Source organism: Lentzea sp. NPDC037011 (assembly GCF_055607425.1).
This window is the reverse complement of sequence record NZ_JBVJRT010000014.1, coordinates 101,739-121,927: the sequence shown is the minus strand read 5'-3', so window position 1 is coordinate 121,927 and position 20,189 is coordinate 101,739. Positions and strand designations below refer to the sequence as shown.

Annotated in this window: 21 protein-coding genes; 12 read left to right on the top strand and 9 right to left on the bottom strand. The window is 71.9% G+C overall.

All coding sequences use genetic code 11. The features are described 5' to 3' along the window. Nucleotides 1–21 precede the first annotated feature (21 nt). The 3 genes from der to cmk are packed head-to-tail and all read right to left on the bottom strand — an operon-like array spanning nt 22 to nt 2,818. Nucleotides 22–1,443: a ribosome biogenesis GTPase Der gene (gene der, locus ACZ7CH_RS34935; protein WP_360398898.1), complete on the bottom strand. Its 1,422-nt coding sequence runs from the start codon at nt 1,441–1,443 to the stop codon at nt 22–24. Beyond that, complete coding sequence (locus ACZ7CH_RS34930; protein WP_360398901.1) at nt 1,440–2,078, bottom strand: lysophospholipid acyltransferase family protein; 639 nt, start codon at nt 2,076–2,078, stop codon at nt 1,440–1,442. Before ACZ7CH_RS34930 ends, der begins: the two co-directional genes overlap by 4 nt. Next, nucleotides 2,075–2,818, bottom strand: coding sequence for a (d)CMP kinase (cmk, locus tag ACZ7CH_RS34925; RefSeq protein ID WP_470375863.1), 744 nt, complete (start codon nt 2,816–2,818; stop codon nt 2,075–2,077). Before cmk ends, ACZ7CH_RS34930 begins: the two co-directional genes overlap by 4 nt. A 151-nt stretch (nt 2,819–2,969) precedes the next feature. Here cmk and ACZ7CH_RS34920 point away from each other — a divergent pair, with 151 nt between their 5' ends. Further along, the gene (locus ACZ7CH_RS34920; RefSeq protein WP_470375862.1) at nt 2,970–3,410 is read left to right on the top strand and encodes a pyridoxamine 5'-phosphate oxidase family protein; all 441 of its coding nucleotides are present in this window, start codon (nt 2,970–2,972) and stop codon (nt 3,408–3,410) included. Nucleotides 3,411–3,463: 53 nt separating this feature from the next. Here ACZ7CH_RS34920 and ACZ7CH_RS34915 read toward each other — a convergent pair whose 3' ends face one another. Further along, nucleotides 3,464–4,435, bottom strand: a complete 972-nt coding sequence (locus tag ACZ7CH_RS34915; RefSeq protein WP_470375861.1) for a 5'-methylthioadenosine/S-adenosylhomocysteine nucleosidase family protein — start codon at nt 4,433–4,435, stop codon at nt 3,464–3,466. After that, entirely contained in the window at nt 4,432–5,151 is a 720-nt protein-coding gene (locus tag ACZ7CH_RS34910; RefSeq protein WP_458433601.1) for an NUDIX hydrolase, read from the bottom strand. The genes ACZ7CH_RS34915 and ACZ7CH_RS34910 overlap by 4 nt, the downstream gene beginning before the upstream one ends. Before the next feature lie 92 nt (nt 5,152–5,243). Between ACZ7CH_RS34910 and ACZ7CH_RS34905 the strand changes: the two genes are divergently transcribed. From ACZ7CH_RS34905 to ACZ7CH_RS34890, 4 genes are read left to right on the top strand one after another with little or no spacing between them, the layout of a single operon-like run. Continuing rightward, a complete protein-coding gene (locus ACZ7CH_RS34905; RefSeq protein WP_360398919.1) occupies nt 5,244–6,287 on the top strand; it encodes a 5'-methylthioadenosine/S-adenosylhomocysteine nucleosidase family protein in 1,044 nt (347 codons plus the stop codon). Beyond that, complete coding sequence (locus ACZ7CH_RS34900; protein ID WP_458433602.1) at nt 6,288–8,426, top strand: hypothetical protein; 2,139 nt, start codon at nt 6,288–6,290, stop codon at nt 8,424–8,426. Continuing rightward, nucleotides 8,423–9,841, top strand: a complete 1,419-nt coding sequence (locus tag ACZ7CH_RS34895) for a hypothetical protein (protein ID WP_470375860.1) — start codon at nt 8,423–8,425, stop codon at nt 9,839–9,841. The genes ACZ7CH_RS34900 and ACZ7CH_RS34895 overlap by 4 nt, the downstream gene beginning before the upstream one ends. Nucleotides 9,842–9,845: 4 nt before the next feature. Further along, on the top strand, nt 9,846–10,922 hold the full coding sequence (locus ACZ7CH_RS34890) for a TIR domain-containing protein (RefSeq protein ID WP_470375859.1): 1,077 nt from the start codon (nt 9,846–9,848) through the stop codon (nt 10,920–10,922). A 186-nt stretch (nt 10,923–11,108) separates the two neighbouring features. Here ACZ7CH_RS34890 and ACZ7CH_RS34885 read toward each other — a convergent pair whose 3' ends face one another. Beyond that, nucleotides 11,109–12,233, bottom strand: coding sequence for a DUF1015 family protein (locus ACZ7CH_RS34885; RefSeq protein WP_470375858.1), 1,125 nt, complete (start codon nt 12,231–12,233; stop codon nt 11,109–11,111). Nucleotides 12,234–12,251: 18 nt separating this feature from the next. Here ACZ7CH_RS34885 and ACZ7CH_RS34880 point away from each other — a divergent pair, with 18 nt between their 5' ends. The 5 genes from ACZ7CH_RS34880 (at nt 12,252) to ACZ7CH_RS34860 (ending at nt 15,960) form a co-directional block, all read left to right on the top strand. After that, complete coding sequence (locus ACZ7CH_RS34880) at nt 12,252–12,725, top strand: cation:proton antiporter regulatory subunit (protein ID WP_360398934.1); 474 nt, start codon at nt 12,252–12,254, stop codon at nt 12,723–12,725. A gap of 5 nt (nt 12,726–12,730) precedes the next feature. Further along, nucleotides 12,731–13,903 carry a cation:proton antiporter gene (locus ACZ7CH_RS34875; RefSeq protein WP_360398937.1) on the top strand — a complete coding sequence of 391 codons (1,173 nt, stop codon included), beginning with the start codon at nt 12,731–12,733 and terminating at the stop codon, nt 13,901–13,903. Nucleotides 13,904–13,965: 62 nt separating this feature from the next. Further along, on the top strand, nt 13,966–15,129 hold the full coding sequence (locus ACZ7CH_RS34870; RefSeq protein WP_470375857.1) for a S8 family peptidase: 1,164 nt from the start codon (nt 13,966–13,968) through the stop codon (nt 15,127–15,129). Then, nucleotides 15,126–15,347: a hypothetical protein gene (locus tag ACZ7CH_RS34865; RefSeq protein WP_458433606.1), complete on the top strand. Its 222-nt coding sequence runs from the start codon at nt 15,126–15,128 to the stop codon at nt 15,345–15,347. Before ACZ7CH_RS34870 ends, ACZ7CH_RS34865 begins: the two co-directional genes overlap by 4 nt. A 94-nt stretch (nt 15,348–15,441) precedes the next feature. Next, nucleotides 15,442–15,960, top strand: a complete 519-nt coding sequence (locus ACZ7CH_RS34860) for a DUF6319 family protein (protein ID WP_470368824.1) — start codon at nt 15,442–15,444, stop codon at nt 15,958–15,960. Nucleotides 15,961–16,497: 537 nt separating this feature from the next. On the opposite strand, the gene ACZ7CH_RS34855 is transcribed toward ACZ7CH_RS34860, so the two are convergent. Then, on the bottom strand, nt 16,498–17,469 hold the full coding sequence (locus ACZ7CH_RS34855; protein ID WP_470375856.1) for a quinone oxidoreductase family protein: 972 nt from the start codon (nt 17,467–17,469) through the stop codon (nt 16,498–16,500). A gap of 1 nt (nt 17,470) precedes the next feature. Continuing rightward, entirely contained in the window at nt 17,471–18,271 is an 801-nt protein-coding gene (locus ACZ7CH_RS34850; protein WP_470375855.1) for an SDR family NAD(P)-dependent oxidoreductase, read from the bottom strand. A gap of 125 nt (nt 18,272–18,396) precedes the next feature. Here ACZ7CH_RS34850 and ACZ7CH_RS34845 point away from each other — a divergent pair, with 125 nt between their 5' ends. Further along, a complete protein-coding gene (locus tag ACZ7CH_RS34845; protein WP_360398955.1) occupies nt 18,397–19,149 on the top strand; it encodes an SDR family oxidoreductase in 753 nt (250 codons plus the stop codon). Nucleotides 19,150–19,159: 10 nt separating this feature from the next. Continuing rightward, nucleotides 19,160–19,612: a MaoC family dehydratase gene (locus ACZ7CH_RS34840; protein WP_360398958.1), complete on the top strand. Its 453-nt coding sequence runs from the start codon at nt 19,160–19,162 to the stop codon at nt 19,610–19,612. On the opposite strand, the gene ACZ7CH_RS34835 is transcribed toward ACZ7CH_RS34840, so the two are convergent. Further along, nucleotides 19,599–20,168 (bottom strand): TetR/AcrR family transcriptional regulator, encoded by a 570-nt coding sequence (locus ACZ7CH_RS34835; RefSeq protein WP_360398961.1) that lies wholly within the window; start codon nt 20,166–20,168, stop codon nt 19,599–19,601. The genes ACZ7CH_RS34840 and ACZ7CH_RS34835 overlap by 14 nt on opposite strands. Nucleotides 20,169–20,189: the final 21 nt, after the last annotated feature.

Sequence of the window (20,189 nt, the reverse complement as noted above, 5' to 3'; positions counted from 1 at the left end):
AGCAACCGTGGGGTTGAGGAACTACTTCTTGCCCGCGCCGGCCTTCTTCTTCTCGCGCACGCGCACGGAGATGCGGACCGGGCTGCCTTCGAAGCCGAATTCCTCACGCAGCTTGCGCTCGATGAACCGGCGGTAGCCCGCCTCCAAGAAACCGGTCGTGAACAGCACGAACGTCGGCGGGCGGGTCGAGGCCTGGGTCGCGAACAGCACCTTGGGCTGCTTGCCGCCGCGCACGGGCGGCGGGGTCGCGGCGATCAGCTCGGTCAGCCACTGGTTGAGGCGGCCGGTGGGGACGCGGGTGTCCCACGAGTTCAGCGCGGTGCGCAGGGCCGGGGCGAGCTTGTGCACGGCGCGGCCGGTCAGGGCCGAGATGTTGACCCGGTCGGCCCACGGGACGCGGACCAGGCCGCGTTCGAGCTCGCGGACCATCTCGTTGCGGCGGTCCTCGTCGACGAGGTCCCACTTGTTGAACGCGAGCACGCACGCGCGGCCGGACTCGACGACCATGGTCAGCACGCGGAGGTCCTGTTCGGACAACGGCTCGTGCGAGTCCAGCAGCACGATCGCGACCTCGGCGGTCTCGATGGCGGACTTGGTGCGCAGCGAGGCGTAGTACTCGGCGCCGCTCTCGAACTTCACCCGCTTGCGCAGGCCCGCGGTGTCGACGAACCGCCAGATCTCGCCGTCGAGCTCGACCAGCGAGTCGACCGGGTCGACGGTGGTGCCGGCGACCGAGTCGACGACCGAGCGGTTCTCGCCGGTCAGGCGGTTGAGCAGGGAGGACTTGCCGACGTTGGGCTTGCCGACCAGTGCCACGCGCCGGGGGCCGCCGCTGCGGGCGCCGAAGTCGTCGCGCGGGGTCTCGGGCAGCCGGTCGAGGATCACGTCGAGCAGGTCGCCGGAGCCGCGGCCGTGCAGGCCCGACACCGGGAACGGCTCGCCCAGGCCCAGCGACCACAGCGACGCGATGTCGGCCATCAGCCGCTCGTCGTCCACCTTGGACGCGCAGAGGATCACCGGCTTCTTGGACCGGCGCAGCACCTTCGCGACGGCTTCCTCGGTCGCCGTGGCGCCCACCGTGGCGTCCACGACCACGAGGATCACGTCGGCGGTCGCCATCGCGAGCTCGGCCTGGGCGGCGACGGCGGCCTGCAGGCCCTGCGCGTCGGGCTCCCAGCCGCCCGTGTCGACCACGGTGAACTTGCGGCCGTTCCACAGCGCGTCGTAGGTCACGCGGTCACGCGTCACGCCCGGGACGTCCTGCACCACGGCCTCCCGGCGGCCGATGATGCGGTTGACCAGCGTGGACTTGCCGACGTTGGGTCGCCCGACCACCGCGAGCACCGGCTGCGGCGGAGTCGACTCGCCGTCCTCGCCGGAGGAGAGGTCGTCGAAGGCTGACCAGTCGGCCTCGTCCTCCCAGGTGCCGTCCAGGTCCGTCATCGTCCTTCAACCTCACTCACACGAAGTCCATCGAGTTCGGCGACCAGTGTCGCCAGGCGGTCGCGCACCTGCTCGGTGGCAACGCCCAGTGCGGCCCGCCCCTTCCCTTCCGGGAGGTGGAACGGCTCACCGATCAGCACGTCGACCGGCGGACGCCAGCCCGTGGCCCGGTAGGTCCCCCGGCAGGCGACCGGCAGCACCACCGCGCCGGAGGTCTTGGCCAGCCACGCCGCACCGTTCTGCGCGCTGGTGACGCCGCCGTCCCCGCGCGTGCCCTCGGGGAAGACCCCGATCACGCCGCCCGCCCGCAGGACGGACAACGCGCTGGTCAGCGCCGTGCGATCGGCTTCTCCCCGCTTCACCGGGATCTGGCCGATCTTGCGCAGCAGGTGGCCCACCACGGCGTTGGCGAACATCTCCTGCTTGATCAGGAACGTCACGCGCCGGGGCAGCACCCCGAACAGGATCGGGCCGTCCGCCATCGAGCTGTGGTTGGCGACGACGACCACGCCGCCGCTCAAGGGTACGCGGTCGAGGCCGCGCACCCGAATCCGGAACTGCCACGCGTAGGGCACGCGCCCGATCCAGCGGCCGAAGTCGAACATCCAGGGCACGGTGCCCTCGGGATGGCTCACCCGGTCACCCGCAGCCCGCGCCGTTCGACGAGGTCCAGCAGCGCGTGCACGGTGCCGGCGAGGTCGAGGTCGGTGTTGTCGAACTCGACGGCGTCGTCGGCCGCCTTCAACGGCGACACGGCGCGCGACGAGTCGTAGGTGTCCCTGCGCTGCACGTCCTTCAGCACGGCGTCCACAGTGGACACGCGACCGGCGGCGTTGTCCTGCTTGGTGCGCCGCTGCGCCCGCGCGTCCGCCGACGCGGTCAGGTACACCTTGAGCGGGGCGTCCGGCGACACGACGGTGCCGATGTCGCGGCCCTCGACCACGATGCCGCCGACGGTGTCGACCGCGTCCGCGATGATCGCCCGCTGCTGGGCGACGAGCAGCTCGCGCACGTGCCTGGTCGCGGAGACCGGCGACACGGCGAGCGTCACCTCGGGGCCGCGGATCTCGGCGGAGACGTCGTCGCCGTCGAGCGTGATGCCCGGCCGCTCCGGGTCGGTGCCGACGATGAGCACCGCGGCGTCGGCGACCCCGCCGACGGCGGCCTCGTCCGCCGGGTCGACGCCGGCGCGCAGCACGGCGACCGTGACCGCCCGGTACATCGAGCCGGTGTCGAGGTAGCGCGCGTCGAGCGCCGACGCGAGGCGCTTCGCGACGGTGGACTTGCCGGTGCCCGACGGTCCGTCGAGTGCCACCACGCCGCGCAACTGACCCTGGCCCACCACAGCTCCCTCCGAGACACCCACGGCCCTCATTGTGCCTGGTGCGGACGCCCGCACCGGCAGCGGGACGGTCCAGGCGCGTGATCGGCCGTCACCGCGGGGGTGTCGATCGGGGGAATCCGCACCAGCACCGGGCCGGTGGCGCCGATCAGGTCAGCGCAGCACCGACCCGTGTGGAGGACCGATGACCACGACCGAACGCAACCCCGCCGTTCAGACCCTGCTGGAGTGCACGCTCGCCAAGCACAGGACGATGTTCCTGGCCACGTCCGGCTCGGACGGGTCGTGGGTGAGCGGCGTCTACTTCGCCGAGGACGGCCCGCAGCGGCTCGTGCTCGTGCTGGAGGAGCGGGGCCGGACGCTGACGGCGGTCGAGGAGAACCCCGAGGTCGCCGTCGTCGTGTCGGCCGGGTCGCCGATGGAGCCGTTCCTGCAGGCGCGGGCCGTGGCCAGGGTGGTCGGGGGCGTGGAGGGCGAGGCGGTGCGGGAGCGGCTCGTGGCGAAGGTGCCGGAGGCGGCGCCGTTCCTGGCCGCGCCGGTCCGCCCGGTCGTGCTGACGGTGCCGCGGTGGCGCGTGACGGACATCCCCAACGGCTGGCTGCCCGGCCGGGAGTTCCCCGGCTGACGCCGCCGGTGCCCGTCCGGAACCGGTGACCGGTTCCGGACGGGCACCGGAACTCAGGAGCTCTCCAGCCGGCGTTGCAGGTCCGGGTGACCGGCGAGCAGGTCGCGGACCACGCCTCGCGGTGCCGGGTCGGACGGGCGGGCCTTCATCTCGTGCAGTGCCAGCATCACGCGGAAGTACGTCGACTCGTCGAGCAGACCGGCCTGGGCGGCGGCGGTCAGCGAGGTGTTCAGGTCCTCGTCGCGGGCCGGGGTGGCGGAGCCGTGGGTGTGGACGCCGCCGTTGATGTTGCCGGCCTGGATGACGATGCCGTGGCTGTTGCCGGTGTGGACGTTGTGCACGCTGTGGACCACCGGGCGCTCCTCCTTCGGCTTGCGGGTGTCCTGGCCGGCGGGCAGCTCGGCGATGAGGGCGGCCACGAACGCGGCGGCGGGGGCCGGGGTGCCGATGGAGCGGACCGTCAGCACGGGCGTCGCGTTGTTCAGGTGGGCCGCGCTCGCGACCCCGGCGCTCTCGGTGTCGACGGCCGCGGCGTCGTTGTAGCCGGCGTCGAGGAACGCCGCGGTCGACGAGCCGGGGGTGAGCAGGAGCTCGCCGGCCGCGACCGGTTCGAAGTGCACCTTGGCCGGGAACGAGCGGTGCACGTAGCGCGCGCGTTGCTCCAGGGCGTGCGGTGCGGGCCAGGCGTTCGGGCGGGCCTTGAGACCGGCGTCGTCCTCCTTGCCGCCGTGGTAGCCGTAGACCTTGGTCGCGACGACGACGTCACCCTGCTCGACCCACGAGTGCAGCGCGCCCGCCTCGCCGACGATGAACGCCGCGGACGGCGCGAACTCGGTGAGCACGCGCTCGGTCAGCGCCGCCGCGTTCGGGTTCCCCTTGCCCACCAACGCGAGCGCGACCGGGCGACCGGCCACCTCGCCCACGTCGTAGAGGGAACCGGCCGGCCCCTCGTACATGCGCGGACCGGACAGCAGGGCTCGCACCGAACCATATGCGGTCTCGGTGGCCGTTAAGACAACGATCATGCGGTCACCTCCAGGGACCCTCGGGAACGCAACAGCGCCGGGTGCAGCAGCGTGGCGGGACCGCGGCGGTAGAGCAGGGCGGGACGGCCGCCGTTGCGGATCGTCTTCTCGCCCGTGGGCACCAGGAAGCCCTCCGCGCCGGTGACCTTGCGGTGGAAGTTGCGGGGTTCGAGCTGCTCGCCCCAGACGATCTCGTAGACGCGCCGCAGCTCGGTGACGGTGAACTCGGCCGGGCAGAACGCCGTGGCCAGGGTCGTGTACTCCAGCTTCGAGCGGGTGCGTTCGAGCGCGTCGGCGATGATGCGGGCGTGGTCGAACGCCAGCGGACCGGCCAGCGCCGCCTCCACCGGCACCCACCGCGCCTCGTCGGCGTCTCCCCCGGCGACGGGCACCGGCAGGTTCGGCAGCACCGCGAGGTAGCACACGGTGATGACGCGCCGCCGGGGGTCGCGGTCGGGGCTGCCGTAGGTGCGCAGCTGCTCCAGGTGCAGCCCGTCCGCGGCTAAACCGGTCTCCTCCGCGAGCTCTCTCCTGGCCGCCTTCTCGATGTCCTCCAGAGCAGACGCGAGGAAGCCGCCCGGCAGCGCCAGCGCTCCCCGGAACGGCTCAATCCCCCGCTCTACCAGCAGGATCTGCAGTTGCTCCGCTCGGACGGTGAGCACTGCGAGGTCGACGGCCACCGCGACATCCGGGATCGTCCACTCCTCCTCGGTCATCCCACGAGACTAACCCACTATCCGTCATGTTGACGGAAACTCACCCCGTCGGCTACCGTCTGGAACTCGGATCCAAACGACCGGAGCGACACATGATCGTGATGCTCACCGCGCTCGAAGTGGAGTACGCCGCGGTGCGCGCGCACCTGTCCGGCACCGCCCTCCACCACCACGCGTCCGGCACCCTGTTCGAGGTCGGCACCACCGGTGGTGGGCAGCAGGTCGCCATCGCCCTCACCGGCATGGGCAACTCCAGCGCCGCCACGATGACCGAACGCGCCATCACCGAGTTCGACCCGGACGTCGTGCTGTTCGTCGGCGTCGCCGGCGGCCTGCGCGACTGGCTGCGGCTCGGTGACGTCGTGGTCGCGAGCCGGGTCTACGGCTACCACGGCGGCCGCGAGACGGAGGACGAGTTCCTGGCGCGGCCGCGGGCGTGGGACGTCCCGCACCACGTCGAGCAGATCGCCCGCTCGATCGCGCGTGCGAAGGAGTGGAGCGCGAACCCGCCGAACGTCCACTTCGAACCGATCGCGGCCGGCGAGGTGGTGCTCAACTCGACCGAGTCGACGCTGGCCAGGCAGATCCACCGCAACTACAACGACGCGGTGGCGGTCGAGATGGAGAGCGCCGGGGTCGCGAACGCCGCCCACCTGCACATGGCCACCCCGTCGGTGACCGTGCGCGGCATCAGCGACCTGGTCGACGACAAGGACCTCACCGACAAGCAGGGGTGGCAGCCCAAGGCCGCTGCCAACGCCGCCGCGTTCGCCGTCGCCCTCGCCGGCGCACTCGCGCAGCCCCGCCGTCACAAGGGAAAGGCCCGGCCCGTGGGCGACACGACGAACAACTTCCACAACTACAGCGGTGTCGGTCAGCAGATCGGCATCAACAACGGCGTCGTGAGCTCGGCGCACCCGGCCGCCGCACCGCGCGACCGGCTGGACGCCATCACGGCGGCGGTGGTGCACGCGCACAAGAACGGCCAGATGGACACCGCGTGGTTCACCACGGCCATGGTGGCGCTGGACAACCTGCGCAACTCCTCCGCACCGCTCGACCTCCGCCCCCTCAAGGCACTGCTCGGCGGCGTGCCCGCCCTCCGCCCGGTGCTCGACTCCATAGTGGACGACTAGATGACCGCTGCAGCGACCAACACCTTCGACAACCACGGCGACGTCGAGACCCAGGTCGGCGTCAACAACGGCGTCATCCACAAGACGTCGATCTACAACAACAACGCCGGCGAGCCGCCGGAGACCAAGTTCGAGAACGCGCTGACGTACTTGCGCGGTGGCCAGCCGCGGATGGCCGAGCGGCTGCTCGAACAGGTGCGGCAGGCCGGTCTGGTCACCACCCGCTTCCACTACTACTACGTGCTGGCGCTGCTGAGCGACCGCACGCTGAACGAGCTGCCGCCCAGCGAGTTCAAGAAGATCGTGTTCGAGCTGTCCAGCGCGAAGACCTCGCCGGAGACGCCGGGCGAGTACCACCGGGCGCTGTGGGTGGTCGAGCACCTGATCGCCTACATCGAACGGCAGGACCGCGCCGCGGACCCGAGCGGCGGCGAGCTGCACGAGGTGTCCACGGCGTTCCGGGAGCTGCCGGCCGCACGCCAGCAGGAGATCGCCCGGCACCTCGACATGATCCTCGACGGCGCGGTGCAGGACTCGCTCGACGCCTCGATCGCGGCCCTCGCCGAGCAGCGCCGGATGGACAACCGGCGCGAGCACCGGGCGTGGCTGTACTTCCAGCCGGAACCGGCGCCGCCGCTGCTCGCGGAGCCGGTGAAGGCGCCGGTGGACCTCAAGGCGTGGGCCATGTCCGTGCTCGGCGGGCTCGCCGGGCTGTGGGGCCTGGTGCGGCTCTTCGACTTCCTCACCGGCGCGGCACCGGGTGCGGCGTGGCTCGCGGTGCTCCTGGTGCTGGGCGGGGCGTTCCTCTTCGTGTGGTTCCGCGTCCAGGCCAAGGTGCTGGACCGCCGCCGCGGTGTGCGCGAGGCGCGGCTGCGCGGCTGGAACGAGGGGCCGCCGCGGGAGGTGCCTGACTGGAAGGTCGAGGAGATCTCCTGGCGCGTGCACGCGGCGTTCGACGCGGAACGGCCGCCGAAGCGCACGGTCCGCCACCACGTCAACCCGAAGAACCCGGAGCCGCAGAAGGACTGGGACGCCGACACCGCGGGTCTGCGGGTGTCGATGGTCGACTGGTTCGTGCGGATCTACGGCGCCACGCACACCGAGCCGTCCGGGCTGATGTGGCTGATCCGCTGGCACACCCGGCGGCTCAGGGAGCAGTGGCAGGCCGACGGGCTGCACGCGTTCCGCAAGGAGCTCAAGACCCCGTGGTACGCCAAGGTGCTGCCGGTGGCCGGGATCGTGCTCGTGGTGCTGTTCGGGCTGTCGCTGATCGGGATGCAGCCGGGTCCCGGCTCGTTGTTCGCCCTCGGGCTGGGCGTGTGCGCGTTCGGTGCGAGCGAGGTGCTGGCGGCGTTCCGGGTGCGGGCGGCGCTGCGGGCCGACTACGCCGAGCAGCTGCGCGAGGAGACCGAGGCCTACCGCGGCTGGCTCGACCTGCTGCGGGACCGGCCCTCCGACGACGAGATCGCGTACTGGCTGCGGTTCGACGTGCTGCACCTGAAGTGCCGTGCGATGCGGCGCAGCCAGCTGTCCAGCAAGGACATCATCTGCCACGTCGAGCTCACCGAGGGCGCGCCGGGGGCGTTGCGGGCCCGCGACAAGATGGCGCCGGTGCGGTACTCCGAGTACTGGGTCAAGGTCTTCCTGCTGACCAGCGGCGGTGTGCACGAGACCGAGTACTGGCTGGACTTCTTCAACGGCAACGTGCATGACCCGCACGACATGTCGTTCCGCTACGACGCGGTGGCCTCGGCCACGCTGAACGAGGTCGGCGTCCAGTTCTCCGGCAAGCGCAGGCACATCGTGCGGATGGGCGACAACGTCCAGGTGGGCGACCAGTTCACGTTCCGGCAGGCGATGCAGCTGTCGCTGGTGAACAGCCAGGACATCTACGTGCTCGTCGACGACTTCCGCGGGATGACCGACGAGAGCGAGGACGAGGCGAAGCTGCGGGAGATCGCGCAGCAGTCCTCGGGTGTGCAGAGCGCGTTGCACATCCTGCAGGCCGTGGCCCGCGAAGGCCGTGAGTGGATCTCCCGGCAGCGCGACCGCCGGCAGCGCCGCTGGCAGGACTTCGCCGAGCAGCAGCAGTTCCGGGAGCTGCAGAGCAGCTGGGAGCAGCGCCGGGAGATCGGGTGATGGACCCGCGCCGGTTCGTGAAGCGGCTGCCGGTCGCCGACGCGCTGCTCGACCGCATGGCCTACACCGGGGCGCGCGGTGACCGGCGGGCGGCGCTGCTGAACGCCTTGCTGCCCTCCGGTGCCCTGGCGCACTCGCTCACGTTCGCCGTGGCACCGGCGGGCGAGGAGGTGCTGTCGTGGCCGGTGCGGTTGCCGCCGCTGACCGCGCTGCTCGCCCCCGGGTCGCCGTTGACCGGCGCGCAGGTCGTCGTGCACACGCGGCCACCGGCGCCCGGTGCCTACCGCGAGCTGATCCAGCACGGTGTCCCCGCGCACCGCTGGACCTACGTCGCGGTCTCCTCCGACGACCCCGCCTCGGCCTCGGTCTGGACGCAGAACGTGTTGCGGCAGCACGGTTTCACCGCCGCGCAGCTGGACCAGGACGAGCTGCTGGACGTCGTCGCGTTCCTCGGTGGCCTCGACGGTGCGGCGGCGTCGGCGAAGCTGATCGAGCGCGGGTTCGAGGCGTGCACGATGGGCGCGGAGCTGCACGCCTGCTTCACCTGGTCGGAGGCCCCGGTGCTGGAGCTGCTGAGCCGGTTCCCCGCCGTGCCCGCCACGGTCGGGGTGCGGGTCGCGCGGACCGGCGGCGAGTTCGTCGCGGAACGGGTGCTGCGGTTGAGCGGTCCCGACGTGAAAGCCCTGCAGGGCGCCGAGACGTGGCTCGCGAACGGTGTCCGGCACGCGGGGCGGTTGCAGCGGCTGAACGGGCACCACGCCTCGGCGGCCGCGGTGACGGTACCGGTGTGCGTGCCGCCCTCGTTGCCCTCCAAGCAGTCCTGGACGCACGTCGAACCGCCGCACGTCGCCGGTCGGGCCGCGGCGTGGACCGGTGGCGCGGGCGTGGTGCTCGGGTGGGACGTCGTGCGGCAGGCGCACGCGCCGTTGCGGCTGTTCCGGGAACGGCCGGTGGTCGGCGTGGTCACGAGCGCACGGCTGGCGCACCTGGTCGCGGCGCGGTCGGTCAGCTGCGGTGCGGGCGTGACCGTGCAGTCGGAGGCGCCGTGGCCCGGTCCGTTCGGGCACGCGCGGCCGGGTCCGCCCGCGGTGGCGCTGGGCGGTCCGCGGTTGCCGCACCTGCTCGTGCTGGACCGCCCGGCCGAGGTGCCGGGGCTCGCGGGCCTGCCCGGCTCGCACCACGCGGTGCTCGTGGTCGCCGACCTCGGGCCGGAGCACGTGCCGTTGCTGGAGGTCGCGGACTTCGCGGTGGCCGGCGACCTCGGTGCGCCGCAGCAGTCGTTGCTGCGCGGGGTGTTCGGCACGTGGCTCGACGACCTCCCGCTGGTGCCGGGGCAGGTGACGGTGATCGGGCGCGGTGTCGCTGCCCGCGTCGGCATCACCCTGACCGGCCAGGAACACCACCTGCTGGGCTGACGCGATGCCGACGGTCTTCGTCAACTACCGCGTGCGGGAGCAGCCCGGCTACGCGACGTTGCTGCACCGCGAGCTCGCGCAGGCGTTCGGCGCGGACCGGGTGTTCCTCGCCTCGCGGTCGCTGCGGGCGGGCGACGACTTCGTCGAGGAGGTCTTCGCCCACCTGCGCCGCTCGCAGGTGCTGCTCGCGGTGATCGGGCCGCGCTGGCTCGACCACACCGGCGACCCCGGCGAGGACTGGGTGCTGCGCGAGATCGCCGAGGCGTTCGAGCTCGGCATCCGCGTGGTGCCGGTGCTGGTCGAGGACGCCGAGCTGCCCACCGGCCTGCCCGCGGGCGTGGAGGCGCTGCACCGCTGCCAGTACGTGCGGCTGCGGCACTACTCGGTCGACAGCGACATCTCCGCGCTCGTCACGCACCTGCGCGGCATCGCCGGCGACCGCCCGTCGCCGTCGGTGTTCCGGCTGGGCGACCGGTCGTGCCGGATCGCGATCCACGCGGGGTCGATCCGCAGGGTGTACGACTGCGACGCGTGGGTGAACAGCGAGAACACCGACATGCGGATGGCGCGGCACACGGACTTCTCGGTGTCGGCGATCATCCGGTACTGGGGTTCGGCGCGCGACGAGACCGGGCGGATTGTCCGCGACCTGGTGGCCGACGAGCTGGAGGAGCTCGTGGCACCCCGCCGCCCGGTGGCGCCCGGAACGGCGCTGGTGACCGGGTCGGGGGCCCTGGCGGCGACGCACAACGTGCGGTTCGTCGTGCACGTCGCCGCGGTGCAGGGCGAGCCGGGCGCGGGGTACCGGCAGGTGTCGGACATCGGCGGGTGCGTCACGACGGCGCTGGACCGGGTCGAGCCGCTGGGGGTGCGGACGATCCTGTTCCCGTTGCTGGGCACCGGGGTCGCGGGCGCGGACGTCCCGCACACGGCGCGGATGCTGGTGCAGGCGGCGGTCCACCACGTCGAACGGCACCCGGAGACGGCGCTGGAGCGCATCTCGTTCCTGGCCTACGACGACCACGAGCGGCTGGCGCTGGAGCAGGCGGTGCGGATGCTGCCGCTGGTGTCCGAGCGCTGAGCCGGTGGCGCCCCTCAGTGGCCGAGGTCCGTGCGCAGCGCCGCCGCGCCGCGCAGGTGCACGTGCTTGACCGACGCCCGCGGCAGGTCCGTCCGTCCTCACGTGCGCGAGCAGCCGGACCACCCGCGGCATCGCCCCCGGCACGGCGATCTCCGTCGCCGACAGCAGCGGCACGTCCGGCAGGGCCTAGGGAACCCACTCGGCGGGGTCCTGCGGGGTCAGGTCCGCGAGCAGCAGCCCGCTGCGCGGTTTGGGGGTGAAGTAGGTGCTCTTGCGCGGCATCTTGGCCCCGGCCAGCACGGCGGACAGCGGCACCGGCGCGATCAGCAGCACCGCCTCGGCCTCGACCCGCGGGTCGACCACGGCCTTCACGCACGGGCTCTCCGGGTCCAGGTCCAGCGCCTCGTGCAGCAGCACCGACTCCACCACGGCGTGGTCGACGCCGCGTCCCGCGGGCAGCTCGACGCGCAGCACGGTGTCCGGGGTGCGCACGACGACCACGCCCGGTTCCGGGTCGGTCACGAACGGCAGCTCGCCGACGCGCAGCCCGACCCGTTCCCACGCCGCCACCAGGTCGGCCGTGCCCAGCCCGGTGCCGACGATCGCGCGGTGGAACGGTCCCACCCGCAGACCGGGCCCGGAGGTGACGAGCGCGAGCAGCCCGGCGAGGCCCGCCTCCCTGGCCGCGGCGACCCGGTGGTTGCCGTCCGCGACCAGCAGCCGGTGCGCCCCCGCCGCCGCCAGGAACGCGTCCTGCCGCTCACCGGGGCCGACCAGCCACACCCAGTGCCGCCGGCCACCGGAGTCCACGAGTGACACGGCCGGGTCCTCGGTCATGCCGTGCACCAGGTCCGTGAGCCCGTCGTGCGGCGTCATCGGGACCAGCATCGCCGCGCTCGTGGCGATGCCGAGGGTGGCCAGCACCTCGGCCCGTTCGGCGACCACACCGGGGTAGACGTCCTCGGTGTGCGCGATGGCGTCCGGGTCGACCAGGCACAGCAGCCCGCACGCCGTGCCGTCCGGCCCGTCCACCCGGTAGGGCGCGACCACGTCGGTCACCTCGCGGTAGGCCCGCCGGATCAGGGCGGCGAGCTCGGCGCGGGCGGCCGGCAGCGCTTCGAGCAGGCCGGTGCCCGCCGCGAGCGCCCGCGGCGTGCGGTGCGGGTGCTGGACGGCCAGCAGGGTGCCGTGCGGGGCGCGGGCCAGGGCGCCGATGACCTGGCCGGGCTCGGCGAACTCGTCGACGTCGGGGCCGGGCACGCGGTCGCGCACCACCCACCCTCGTCGCACCGGGCGAACTGGGAGAGACATCCACGTATCATGATCTGTGTGAACGTGGAGATCACGCCCCTTCCGGGCATCGGGACGCGTCAGGACTTCACCATCCGCGCCGGGCGCCGGGTCGGTGTGATCACCTACCGCGACGGCAGGTTCGAGCTCATCCTGTCCAAGGCGAGCGACCCCGACTCGTGCGCGGCGTCGATACCCCTCTCACCGGAGGAGGCGAACACGCTCGCGGGCCTGCTCGGCGCGCCGCAGCTCGTCGCCCACCTGCGCGAGGAGACCCGTGACATCGCGGGCATCACGACCCGCCAGCTGCCGGTGACCGCGTTCGCGAACCACACCCTGGGCGAGACCGCCCTGCGCACCAGGACCGGTGCGTCCATCGTGGCCGTGGTGCGCTCGGGCAACGCCCACCCGTCGCCAGGACCCGACTTCATCTTCGAGAACGGTGACCTCGCGGTCGTCGTCGGCACCGCGGAGGGCCTCGACGCCGCCGCCGAGATCCTCCACGGCGGTTAAGCACAGTGCATGAGACAACCATCGCCATCATCCAGCTCGGCGCGGTGTTCTTCGGTCTTGGTCTGCTCGGCCGCGTCGCCTGGAAGATCGGCATCTCGCCGATCCCGCTCTACCTCGTCGGCGGTCTCGCCTTCGGCGTGGGCGGCTTGGTCCCGTTGCACGGCATCGACGAGTTCACGCACCTGGCCAGCGAGATCGGCGTCGTGCTGCTCCTGCTGCTGCTCGGCCTGGAGTACTCGGCCTCCGAGCTCACCACCGGCCTGAAGCGCTCGTGGATGGCCGGCGTGCTCGACCTGGTGCTGAACGCGGCACCGGGCGCCATCGCGGCGTTCCTGCTGGGCTGGGGGCCGGTGGCGGCGCTCGCGATGGCGGGCGTCACCTACATCTCCTCCTCCGGCATCGTCGCGAAGGTCCTCGGCGACCTGGGCCGGCTGGGCAACCGCGAGACACCGGTCGTGCTGTCGGTGCTGGTGTTCGAGGACCTCGCGATGGCGGTGTACCTGCCGGTGCTGACCGCGGTGCTGTCGGGCGTGAGCTTCCTCGGCGGCCTCACCTCGGTCGGCATCTCGCTGCTCGCGATCACCGTGGTGCTGGTGGTGGCGCTGAAGTACGGGCGGTTCATCTCGGCCATTGTGGACAGCCCGGACCACGAGGTGTTCCTGCTGAAGCTGCTCGGCTCCGCGCTGCTGGTGGCCGGTGTCGCCTCGCAGCTGCAGGTGTCGGCGGCGGTCGGCGCGTTCCTGCTCGGCATCGCGATCTCCGGGTCGACGGCGGAGAACGCCACCCGGTTGCTGGAGCCGTTGCGCGACCTGTTCGCGGCGATCTTCTTCGTGGTGTTCGGCCTCAACACCGATCCGAAGTCGATTCCACCCGTCCTCGGAATCGCGGTGGCGCTGGCGGTGATCACGACCGCGACGAAGGTCGTCACCGGCTGGTGGGCGGCGCGGCGGCAGGGCATCGGCAAGATGGGCCGCATGCGTGCGGGGGCGGCGCTGGTGGCGCGCGGTGAGTTCTCCATCGTCATCGCCGGCCTGGCGGTGGCGTCCGGTCAGGTGAACGGGGAGCTGGCGGCGCTCGCGACCGCGTACGTCCTCCTGATGGCGATCCTGGGGCCGATCGCGGCCAGGTACGTTGAGCCGATCGGTGAATTTTTCCAGCGACGTCGGCAGATGGCCTGAAACAGACGCCTCCGGATGACGACTCTCTCTAATAGAGCTACAGGAGAGTAGGGGCGATCATCATGACCGAACCAGCGGAAGTGGAGACGACGGGCCGATTCCTGGTGCTGCTGCGGGAGGACGCCGTCGACGAGGGGGTGGCCGAGCTCGGCGCGATCGCCGGGTTCGACCCGAACAGCGGAGACCTGGACCCGGACACCGTGCAGGTGTTCCCGGAGCTGGGCGTGGCCGTGGTGTCCGCGGACCCGGCCCTGCTGGCCGAGCTGAACGGCGCCGCCGAGGGCCCCGGCCCGGTGCAGGTCGTCGAACCGGAACGCGTCGTGCACGTGTTCGCCGCACCAGTGCCCGACGACGAGCCGGAGCCGGAGCCGGCGGCGGACGAGTCGGTGCTGACCTGGGGCCTGCAGGCGGTGGGCGCGGACGTCAGCACGGCGACCGGCAAGGGCGTCAAGATCGCCGTGCTCGACACCGGCTGGGAGCAGAACCACCCGGACTTCACCGGCCGGACCATCACCACGAAGTCGTTCATCACCGGCGAGGACGTGCAGGACGGGCACGGCCACGGCACGCACTGCATCGGCACCGCCGCGGGCCCGCGCAAGCCGGCGACCCCGCCCGGCTACGGCGTGGCGTTCGAGGCGGAGGTCTTCGCGGGCAAGGTCCTGTCGAACGCGGGCTCCGGCTCCGACGGCGGCATCCTCGCGGGCATCGACTGGGCCGTGGCCAACGGCTGCGCGGTCATCTCGATGTCATTGGGCGCGGACGTCCCCGCGGGCACCCCGTACTCGCAGATCTACGAGACGGTCGCCCAGCGCGCGCTCGCGAAGGGCACGCTGATCATCGCCGCGGCCGGCAACGCCTCCACGCGCCCCGGCCGGGTCGCACCGGTCGGTCACCCGGCGCGCTGCCCGTCCATCATCGCGGTGGCGGCGATCGACGTGAACCGCGCGATAGCGTCGTTCTCGTCGGGCTCGGCGGACAAGATCGGCCAGGTCGACGTGTGCGCCCCCGGCGTGGACGTGCACTCGTCGTTCAAGCTGCCCGAGAAGTACCGCCGCCTGCGCGGCACGTCCATGGCGACCCCGCACGTCTCCGGCGTGGCGGCCCTGGTCGCCGAACGCACCGGCGCACGCGGCTACGAGCTCTGGGCCCGCCTGGCCGGCACCTCCCTGCGCCTGCCCCTGCCGTCGACCGACATCGGCACCGGACTCGTCCAGGCGCCATGACCGGTTCGGTGGACCAGGTGATGGTCTCCGTGACCGAGGGTTCCCTCCCGCAGGTGCTCGACGACCTGCGGGAGGCGGGCCTGGTCGTCGACACCGTCCTGGAGGCGCTGGGCGTCGTCACCGGCACCGCCGAGATCCGCGCGATCCCCACGCTGCTCGCGGTGCGCGGTGTCATCGACGTGGAACGGCAGTGGCGCGTGCAGCTCCCACCCTGGTGACTAGGCTCTGCGCTGACCCCATTCCTGCTCGATCGAACACGTGTTCTACGATTGTGCGCGGGGTCACGTCGTTGCGCAGAGAGGAAACCTGATCGTGTCGGACACGCTCACCGAGGTGCAGGCAGTCGAGAAGACCGTGGTGGAGGGCACCCCGGCGCCCGCCGCCGGGCCGGTCGGCGCCGTGAAGCCCGCTGCGGCTGACGCTGCAGCTGCTGTGGTTGATGCCGCGGCCGACCCTGCGGTCGACGCTGCCAAGCCGGTCGAGGCCGCGAAGCCCGTCGAGGCGGCTCCCAAGGCCGAGAAGCCCAAGGCGGCCGCCCGCACCAAGAGCACGGCGAAGAAGACCCGCACCGTCGAGCTCACGCTCACGGTCACCGGCACCGCCGAAGGCGAATGGCAGGCCGACCTGGTCCACGGCACGCAGCGCGTGGTGTCGGGCCTCGTCATCCCCGCCATCGCCGTGGCGAAGGCCGCCAAGGAACTGCACGAGGACATCGCGGAGGGCATCGAGTCGGTGCTCGAGGCGGCCCGCGACCAGCACCGCACCCGCATGGAGGAGCTCGAAGCCGAGCTCGCCAGGGTGAAGGCGCAGCTGGCGGAGCTGTCGGAGTAACAGCGCGTCGTTGTTCCGCAGTACGGCCCTGGGGGCGGTCCGCGTGTGGCGGGCCGCCCCTTCGGCGTTCTGGGCGGGACGTTTGCGGGGGTGGTTCGCGGGGGCGCGAGAGTTCTGCGGGGTTGCGTCACCCGGACGGGTGAAGCTTGTCCGGATCTGCGCCTGGGCTCGTCTTGTTCACGTCCGGATCGCATGGGCTCGCGCGCCCCGGAATGAGGAGGTGCGGCGGCCGGCCCTGGGTGACACGTCCGCGGTACCGCGGAGGTGCGCCCCGGTCGAGGGGAGGAGAGTCACGCCGAGCCGGGCCGGATCGGGCCGAACCGGACCGAGCCGCGCCGCGCAGGGCGGGTGGGCGCGGGCGGGGTTGAGCAAGACCGTGCCAGGCCCGAGCCACATCGGGCCAGCCAAGCCGAGACCCCGAGACCGCACCGGACCGGGCCGCGCCAAGAGCCGAGAGCCGAGAGCCGAGAGCCGAGAGCCGAGAAAGCGAAGGGGCGGTCCGCCGCAGCGAACCACCCCCCTCACCCTCAGCCGGCGCTACTGCGACGGGTCCAGCAGCAGCTTGCCCGCCGTCCGGCGGGACCGCAGGTCCTCGTGGGCCTGCCGGATCTCGCCCATCCCGTACTCGCCGCCCGGGATCGCCTTCAGCTTGCCGTCGACCACGAGCTGGAACAGCTCGGCCATCGCGCGGTGGGCGAGGGTGCCGTGGTCGGCGTCGCGGACCTTCAGGGCGTGGGGCAGCCACATGCCCGCGACGGTCGTGGAGTGCACGAGCAGGGCGCCGAGGTCGACTGGCTTCGGCCTTTCGCGTGAGGCCATGCCGTAGAACGCGAGGCGGCCGAACGGGGCCAGCGCGGCCAGCGACTGGTCGGTGGTCGCACCGCCGGTCATGTCCAGGACGACGTCGACGCGGCGTCCGTTGTTCGCCTCGATCAGGGCGGCCGTCATGTCTTCCGCGCGGGAGTCGACTGCCACGTCGGCGCCGAGGTCGAGGGCCAGTTTGCGCTTGTCGTCGGACGACGCGGTGGCGATGACGCGGCCGGCGCCCCAGAGTTTCGCCAGCTGCACGGCGATGGTGCCGACGCCGCCCGCGGCGGCGTGGACGACGACGGTCTCGCCGGGTTCCTGGTGCGTGGACTTGCGCAGCAGCAGCCAGGCGGTGGCGCCCTGCACGATCAGCGAGAGGGCGGTCAGGTCGTCGACGCCGTCGGGCACGTCGAACGTCGTCAGCGCGGGGGCCACGGCCTTCTCGGCGTAGCCGCCGGAGTTCTTCGTCAGTGCCACGACCCTGCGTCCGTCCTCAGTGGACCCGACGACCTCGCCGCCGGGGACCAGGGGCAGGGTCATCTTCGCCAGGTAGGAGTTCTCCGCCTGGTGCGTGTCGGCGTAGTTGAGGCCGGCGCGGCTGACGTTGATCAGCACCTCGCCCTCGGCCGGTACGGGGTCGGGCAGCTCCACCTGCTGGAGCACCTCGGGGCCGCCGAACTCGGTGATCTGGATGGCACGCACGTCAGTTCTCCTCGAGCGCGATCGAAACGGGGTCCTTGCGGGCGGCGTCGATGCGCGAGCCGTCGGGGTTGCGCGGGCCGGGCGGGTTGCGGAAGCCGAACGGCTCGGAGGGCCGGCCGGACTGCACGAACCACGCCTCGCCGGTGCCAGAGCCCTCCACAATGGACATGAAGGTGTCCACCACAGTCGACACGGGCAGGATCGGCATGCCGATGTCCTGCAACGTCGAACGCAGCGGCGTGATGATGTCGGTGTCGGCGAACGCCGGGCAGAGGGCGTTCACGCGGATGTCGGGGTACGCGCCGGCCAGGGAACGGACCAGGCCGACCACGGCGGCCTTGTTCGCGCCGTAGACCGGGTCGCCGGGCATCGGCATGAGGCCGGCCATCGACGCGGTGGCGATGATCTGGCCGCCCGACGCGCGCACGTAGGACAACGCGGCGTGTGCGCCGTAGACGACGCCGTCGAGGTTGATGGCCATCGCGCGCCGGTACACGTCGGCGTCGAAGTCGTCGCCCAGTGAGCAGCCGGTGCCGATGCCGGCGTTCAGGAACGCGATGTCCAGGCCGCCGAACTCGCGCACCGCGACCGCGACGGCCTCGGCCGAGTCGGCGGGCTGCGTCACGTCGCAGCGCACGAACACGCCGCCGGCCTCGTCGGCGACGAGCTTGCCCCGCTCGACGTCCACGTCGGCGACCACGACCCGGACACCGAGCCCGGCCAGGCGGCGGGCGGACGCGGCGCCGATGCCGTTGGACCCGCCGGTGATGAGCGCGACCTTGCCGGTGAGCTCCACTGGCACCTGCCTCCTCGAAGATGTGCAACATTCCGACCAGTCGGTATGGTCGTCCGCACGACGCTGGACGTCAAGCGGACTGATGGGTACGTTACTAAGCGCTTGCTTAGCTCACAATTGGAGGAGGACCCGTGGCCGACAGGGTTGCCATCGTCACCGGCGCGGCGCGTGGCATCGGTGCCGCCGTCGCGCAGCGCCTCGCCGCGGACGGCCTGGCCGTCGCGTTGCTCGACCTCGACGAGCAGGGCGTGCTCGAAGGCGCCGACAAGATCGTCGCGGGCGGTGGGCGCGCCATCGGGCTCAAGGTCGACGTGGCCGACGAGGAGCAGGTCAACGCGGCCGTGGCCAAGGTCGCCGAGGAGCTCGGCGCGCCGACCGTGCTCGTCAACAACGCCGGTGTGCTGCGCGACAACCTGCTGTTCAAGATGTCCGCGAGCGACTGGGACACGGTCATGAACGTGCACCTGCGCGGCGCGTTCCTCATGAGCAAGGCCGTGCAGGCGTTCCAGACGAAGGAAGGCTTCGGCCGCATCGTCAACCTGTCGTCCACGAGCGCGCTGGGCAACCGCGGCCAGGCCAACTACTCCGCCGCCAAGGCCGGTCTGCAGGGCTTCACGAAGACCCTCGCGATCGAGCTCGGCAAGTTCGGCGTCACGGTCAACGCGATCGCGCCCGGTTTCATCGCCACCGAGATGACCAAGGCGACCGCCGAGCGCATGAAGATCTCGTTCGAGGACCTCGTCAACGGTGCCGCGCAGACGATCCCGGTCGCGCGCGTCGGGCAGCCGGAGGACATCGCGCACACCGCGTCGTTCCTCGTCAGCGAGGGTGCGGGCTTCGTGTCCGGCCAGGTCATCTACGTCGCCGGCGGACCGAAGGACTGAGGGCAGCCCCATGCGCGCGTTCGAGAGCATCGACGAGCTGGTCGCCGCGAAGGGCGAGCACCTCGGGTTCGGCGAGTGGCACGAGGTCACGCAGGAGCAGGTCAACCTGTTCGCCGACGCGACGCTGGACCACCAGTGGATCCACATCGACGTCGAGAAGGCCGCACAGGGCCCGTTCGGCGGCCCGGTCGCGCACGGCTACCTGACGTTGTCGCTGGTGCCGTACCTGGTGCGCGACGTCTACACGGTCAAGAACATCAAGATGGGCGTGAACTACGGCAGCAACAAGGTCCGCTTCCCGCAGCCCGTGCTCGTGGGCGCGCGGGTGAGGGCCGGGGTGGAGCTGCTGGACGTCTCGGACATCGCACTGGGCAAGCAGCTCGTCACGAAGGTCGTCGTCGAGATCGAGGGCAGCGACAAGCCCGCGTGCGTCGCCGAGATCGTCAGCGTCATCGTGCCGTGATCGAGTGGATCAGCAGGTCCGCGTAGTGCTCCGCCAGCCGCCCGGCCGGGATCTCCCCGTCCGGGCGGTACCAGGTGCCCAGCTGGTGCAGTGAGCCGAAGAAGTAGTGGGTGGCGACGTCGGCCGGCACGTCGGCGCGGAACGACCCGTCGCGCTGCCCCTCTTCGACCAGGCCGCGGAACCGCTCGTGGTAGCGCCGCCGTTCGGCGCGCACCTCCTTCTGCTTCTCGGCCGAGAGGTGGTTCATCGACCGGAAGAACACCTTGGCGGCGTCGAAGTCCTCGATGCTCGTGATGATCACGTCGACCGCGGCCTCGCGCAGCCGCGCGGTGACCGGCCCGTCGCCGGAGACGATCTTCTCCAGGTGTTCGGTCTGCAGCCGCAGCAGCCGCCCGTAGATCTCGTGCAGCAGGTCGTCCTTCGACCCGAAGTAGTGGTACATGGCGCCCTTGGTGACGCCGGCGTGTTCCACGACCTCCTGCACGGCGACCCGTTCGTAGCCCTTGTCCGCGAACAGGCGGGTGGCGGCGTCGATCAGTCTTTCAGGCACGGTCACGCCCGGAGCGTACCGCCAGGG

Bases quoted from the DNA above. Each gene is read 5' to 3' on its own strand.
- der (WP_360398898.1), bottom strand. From the start codon at position 1,443: ATGACGGACCTGGACGGCACCTGGGAGGACGAGGCCGACTGGTCAGCC.
- cmk (WP_470375863.1), bottom strand. From the start codon at position 2,818: ATGAGGGCCGTGGGTGTCTCGGAGGGAGCTGTGGTGGGCCAGGGTCAG.
- ACZ7CH_RS34920 (WP_470375862.1), top strand. From the start codon at position 2,970: ATGACCACGACCGAACGCAACCCCGCCGTTCAGACCCTGCTGGAGTGC.
- ACZ7CH_RS34915 (WP_470375861.1), bottom strand. From the start codon at position 4,435: ATGATCGTTGTCTTAACGGCCACCGAGACCGCATATGGTTCGGTGCGA.
- ACZ7CH_RS34910 (WP_458433601.1), bottom strand. From the start codon at position 5,151: ATGACCGAGGAGGAGTGGACGATCCCGGATGTCGCGGTGGCCGTCGAC.
- ACZ7CH_RS34905 (WP_360398919.1), top strand. From the start codon at position 5,244: ATGATCGTGATGCTCACCGCGCTCGAAGTGGAGTACGCCGCGGTGCGC.
- ACZ7CH_RS34900 (WP_458433602.1), top strand. From the start codon at position 6,288: ATGACCGCTGCAGCGACCAACACCTTCGACAACCACGGCGACGTCGAG.
- ACZ7CH_RS34890 (WP_470375859.1), top strand. From the start codon at position 9,846: ATGCCGACGGTCTTCGTCAACTACCGCGTGCGGGAGCAGCCCGGCTAC.
- ACZ7CH_RS34885 (WP_470375858.1), bottom strand. From the start codon at position 12,233: ATGTCTCTCCCAGTTCGCCCGGTGCGACGAGGGTGGGTGGTGCGCGAC.
- ACZ7CH_RS34870 (WP_470375857.1), top strand. From the start codon at position 13,966: ATGACCGAACCAGCGGAAGTGGAGACGACGGGCCGATTCCTGGTGCTG.
- ACZ7CH_RS34865 (WP_458433606.1), top strand. From the start codon at position 15,126: ATGACCGGTTCGGTGGACCAGGTGATGGTCTCCGTGACCGAGGGTTCC.
- ACZ7CH_RS34840 (WP_360398958.1), top strand. From the start codon at position 19,160: ATGCGCGCGTTCGAGAGCATCGACGAGCTGGTCGCCGCGAAGGGCGAG.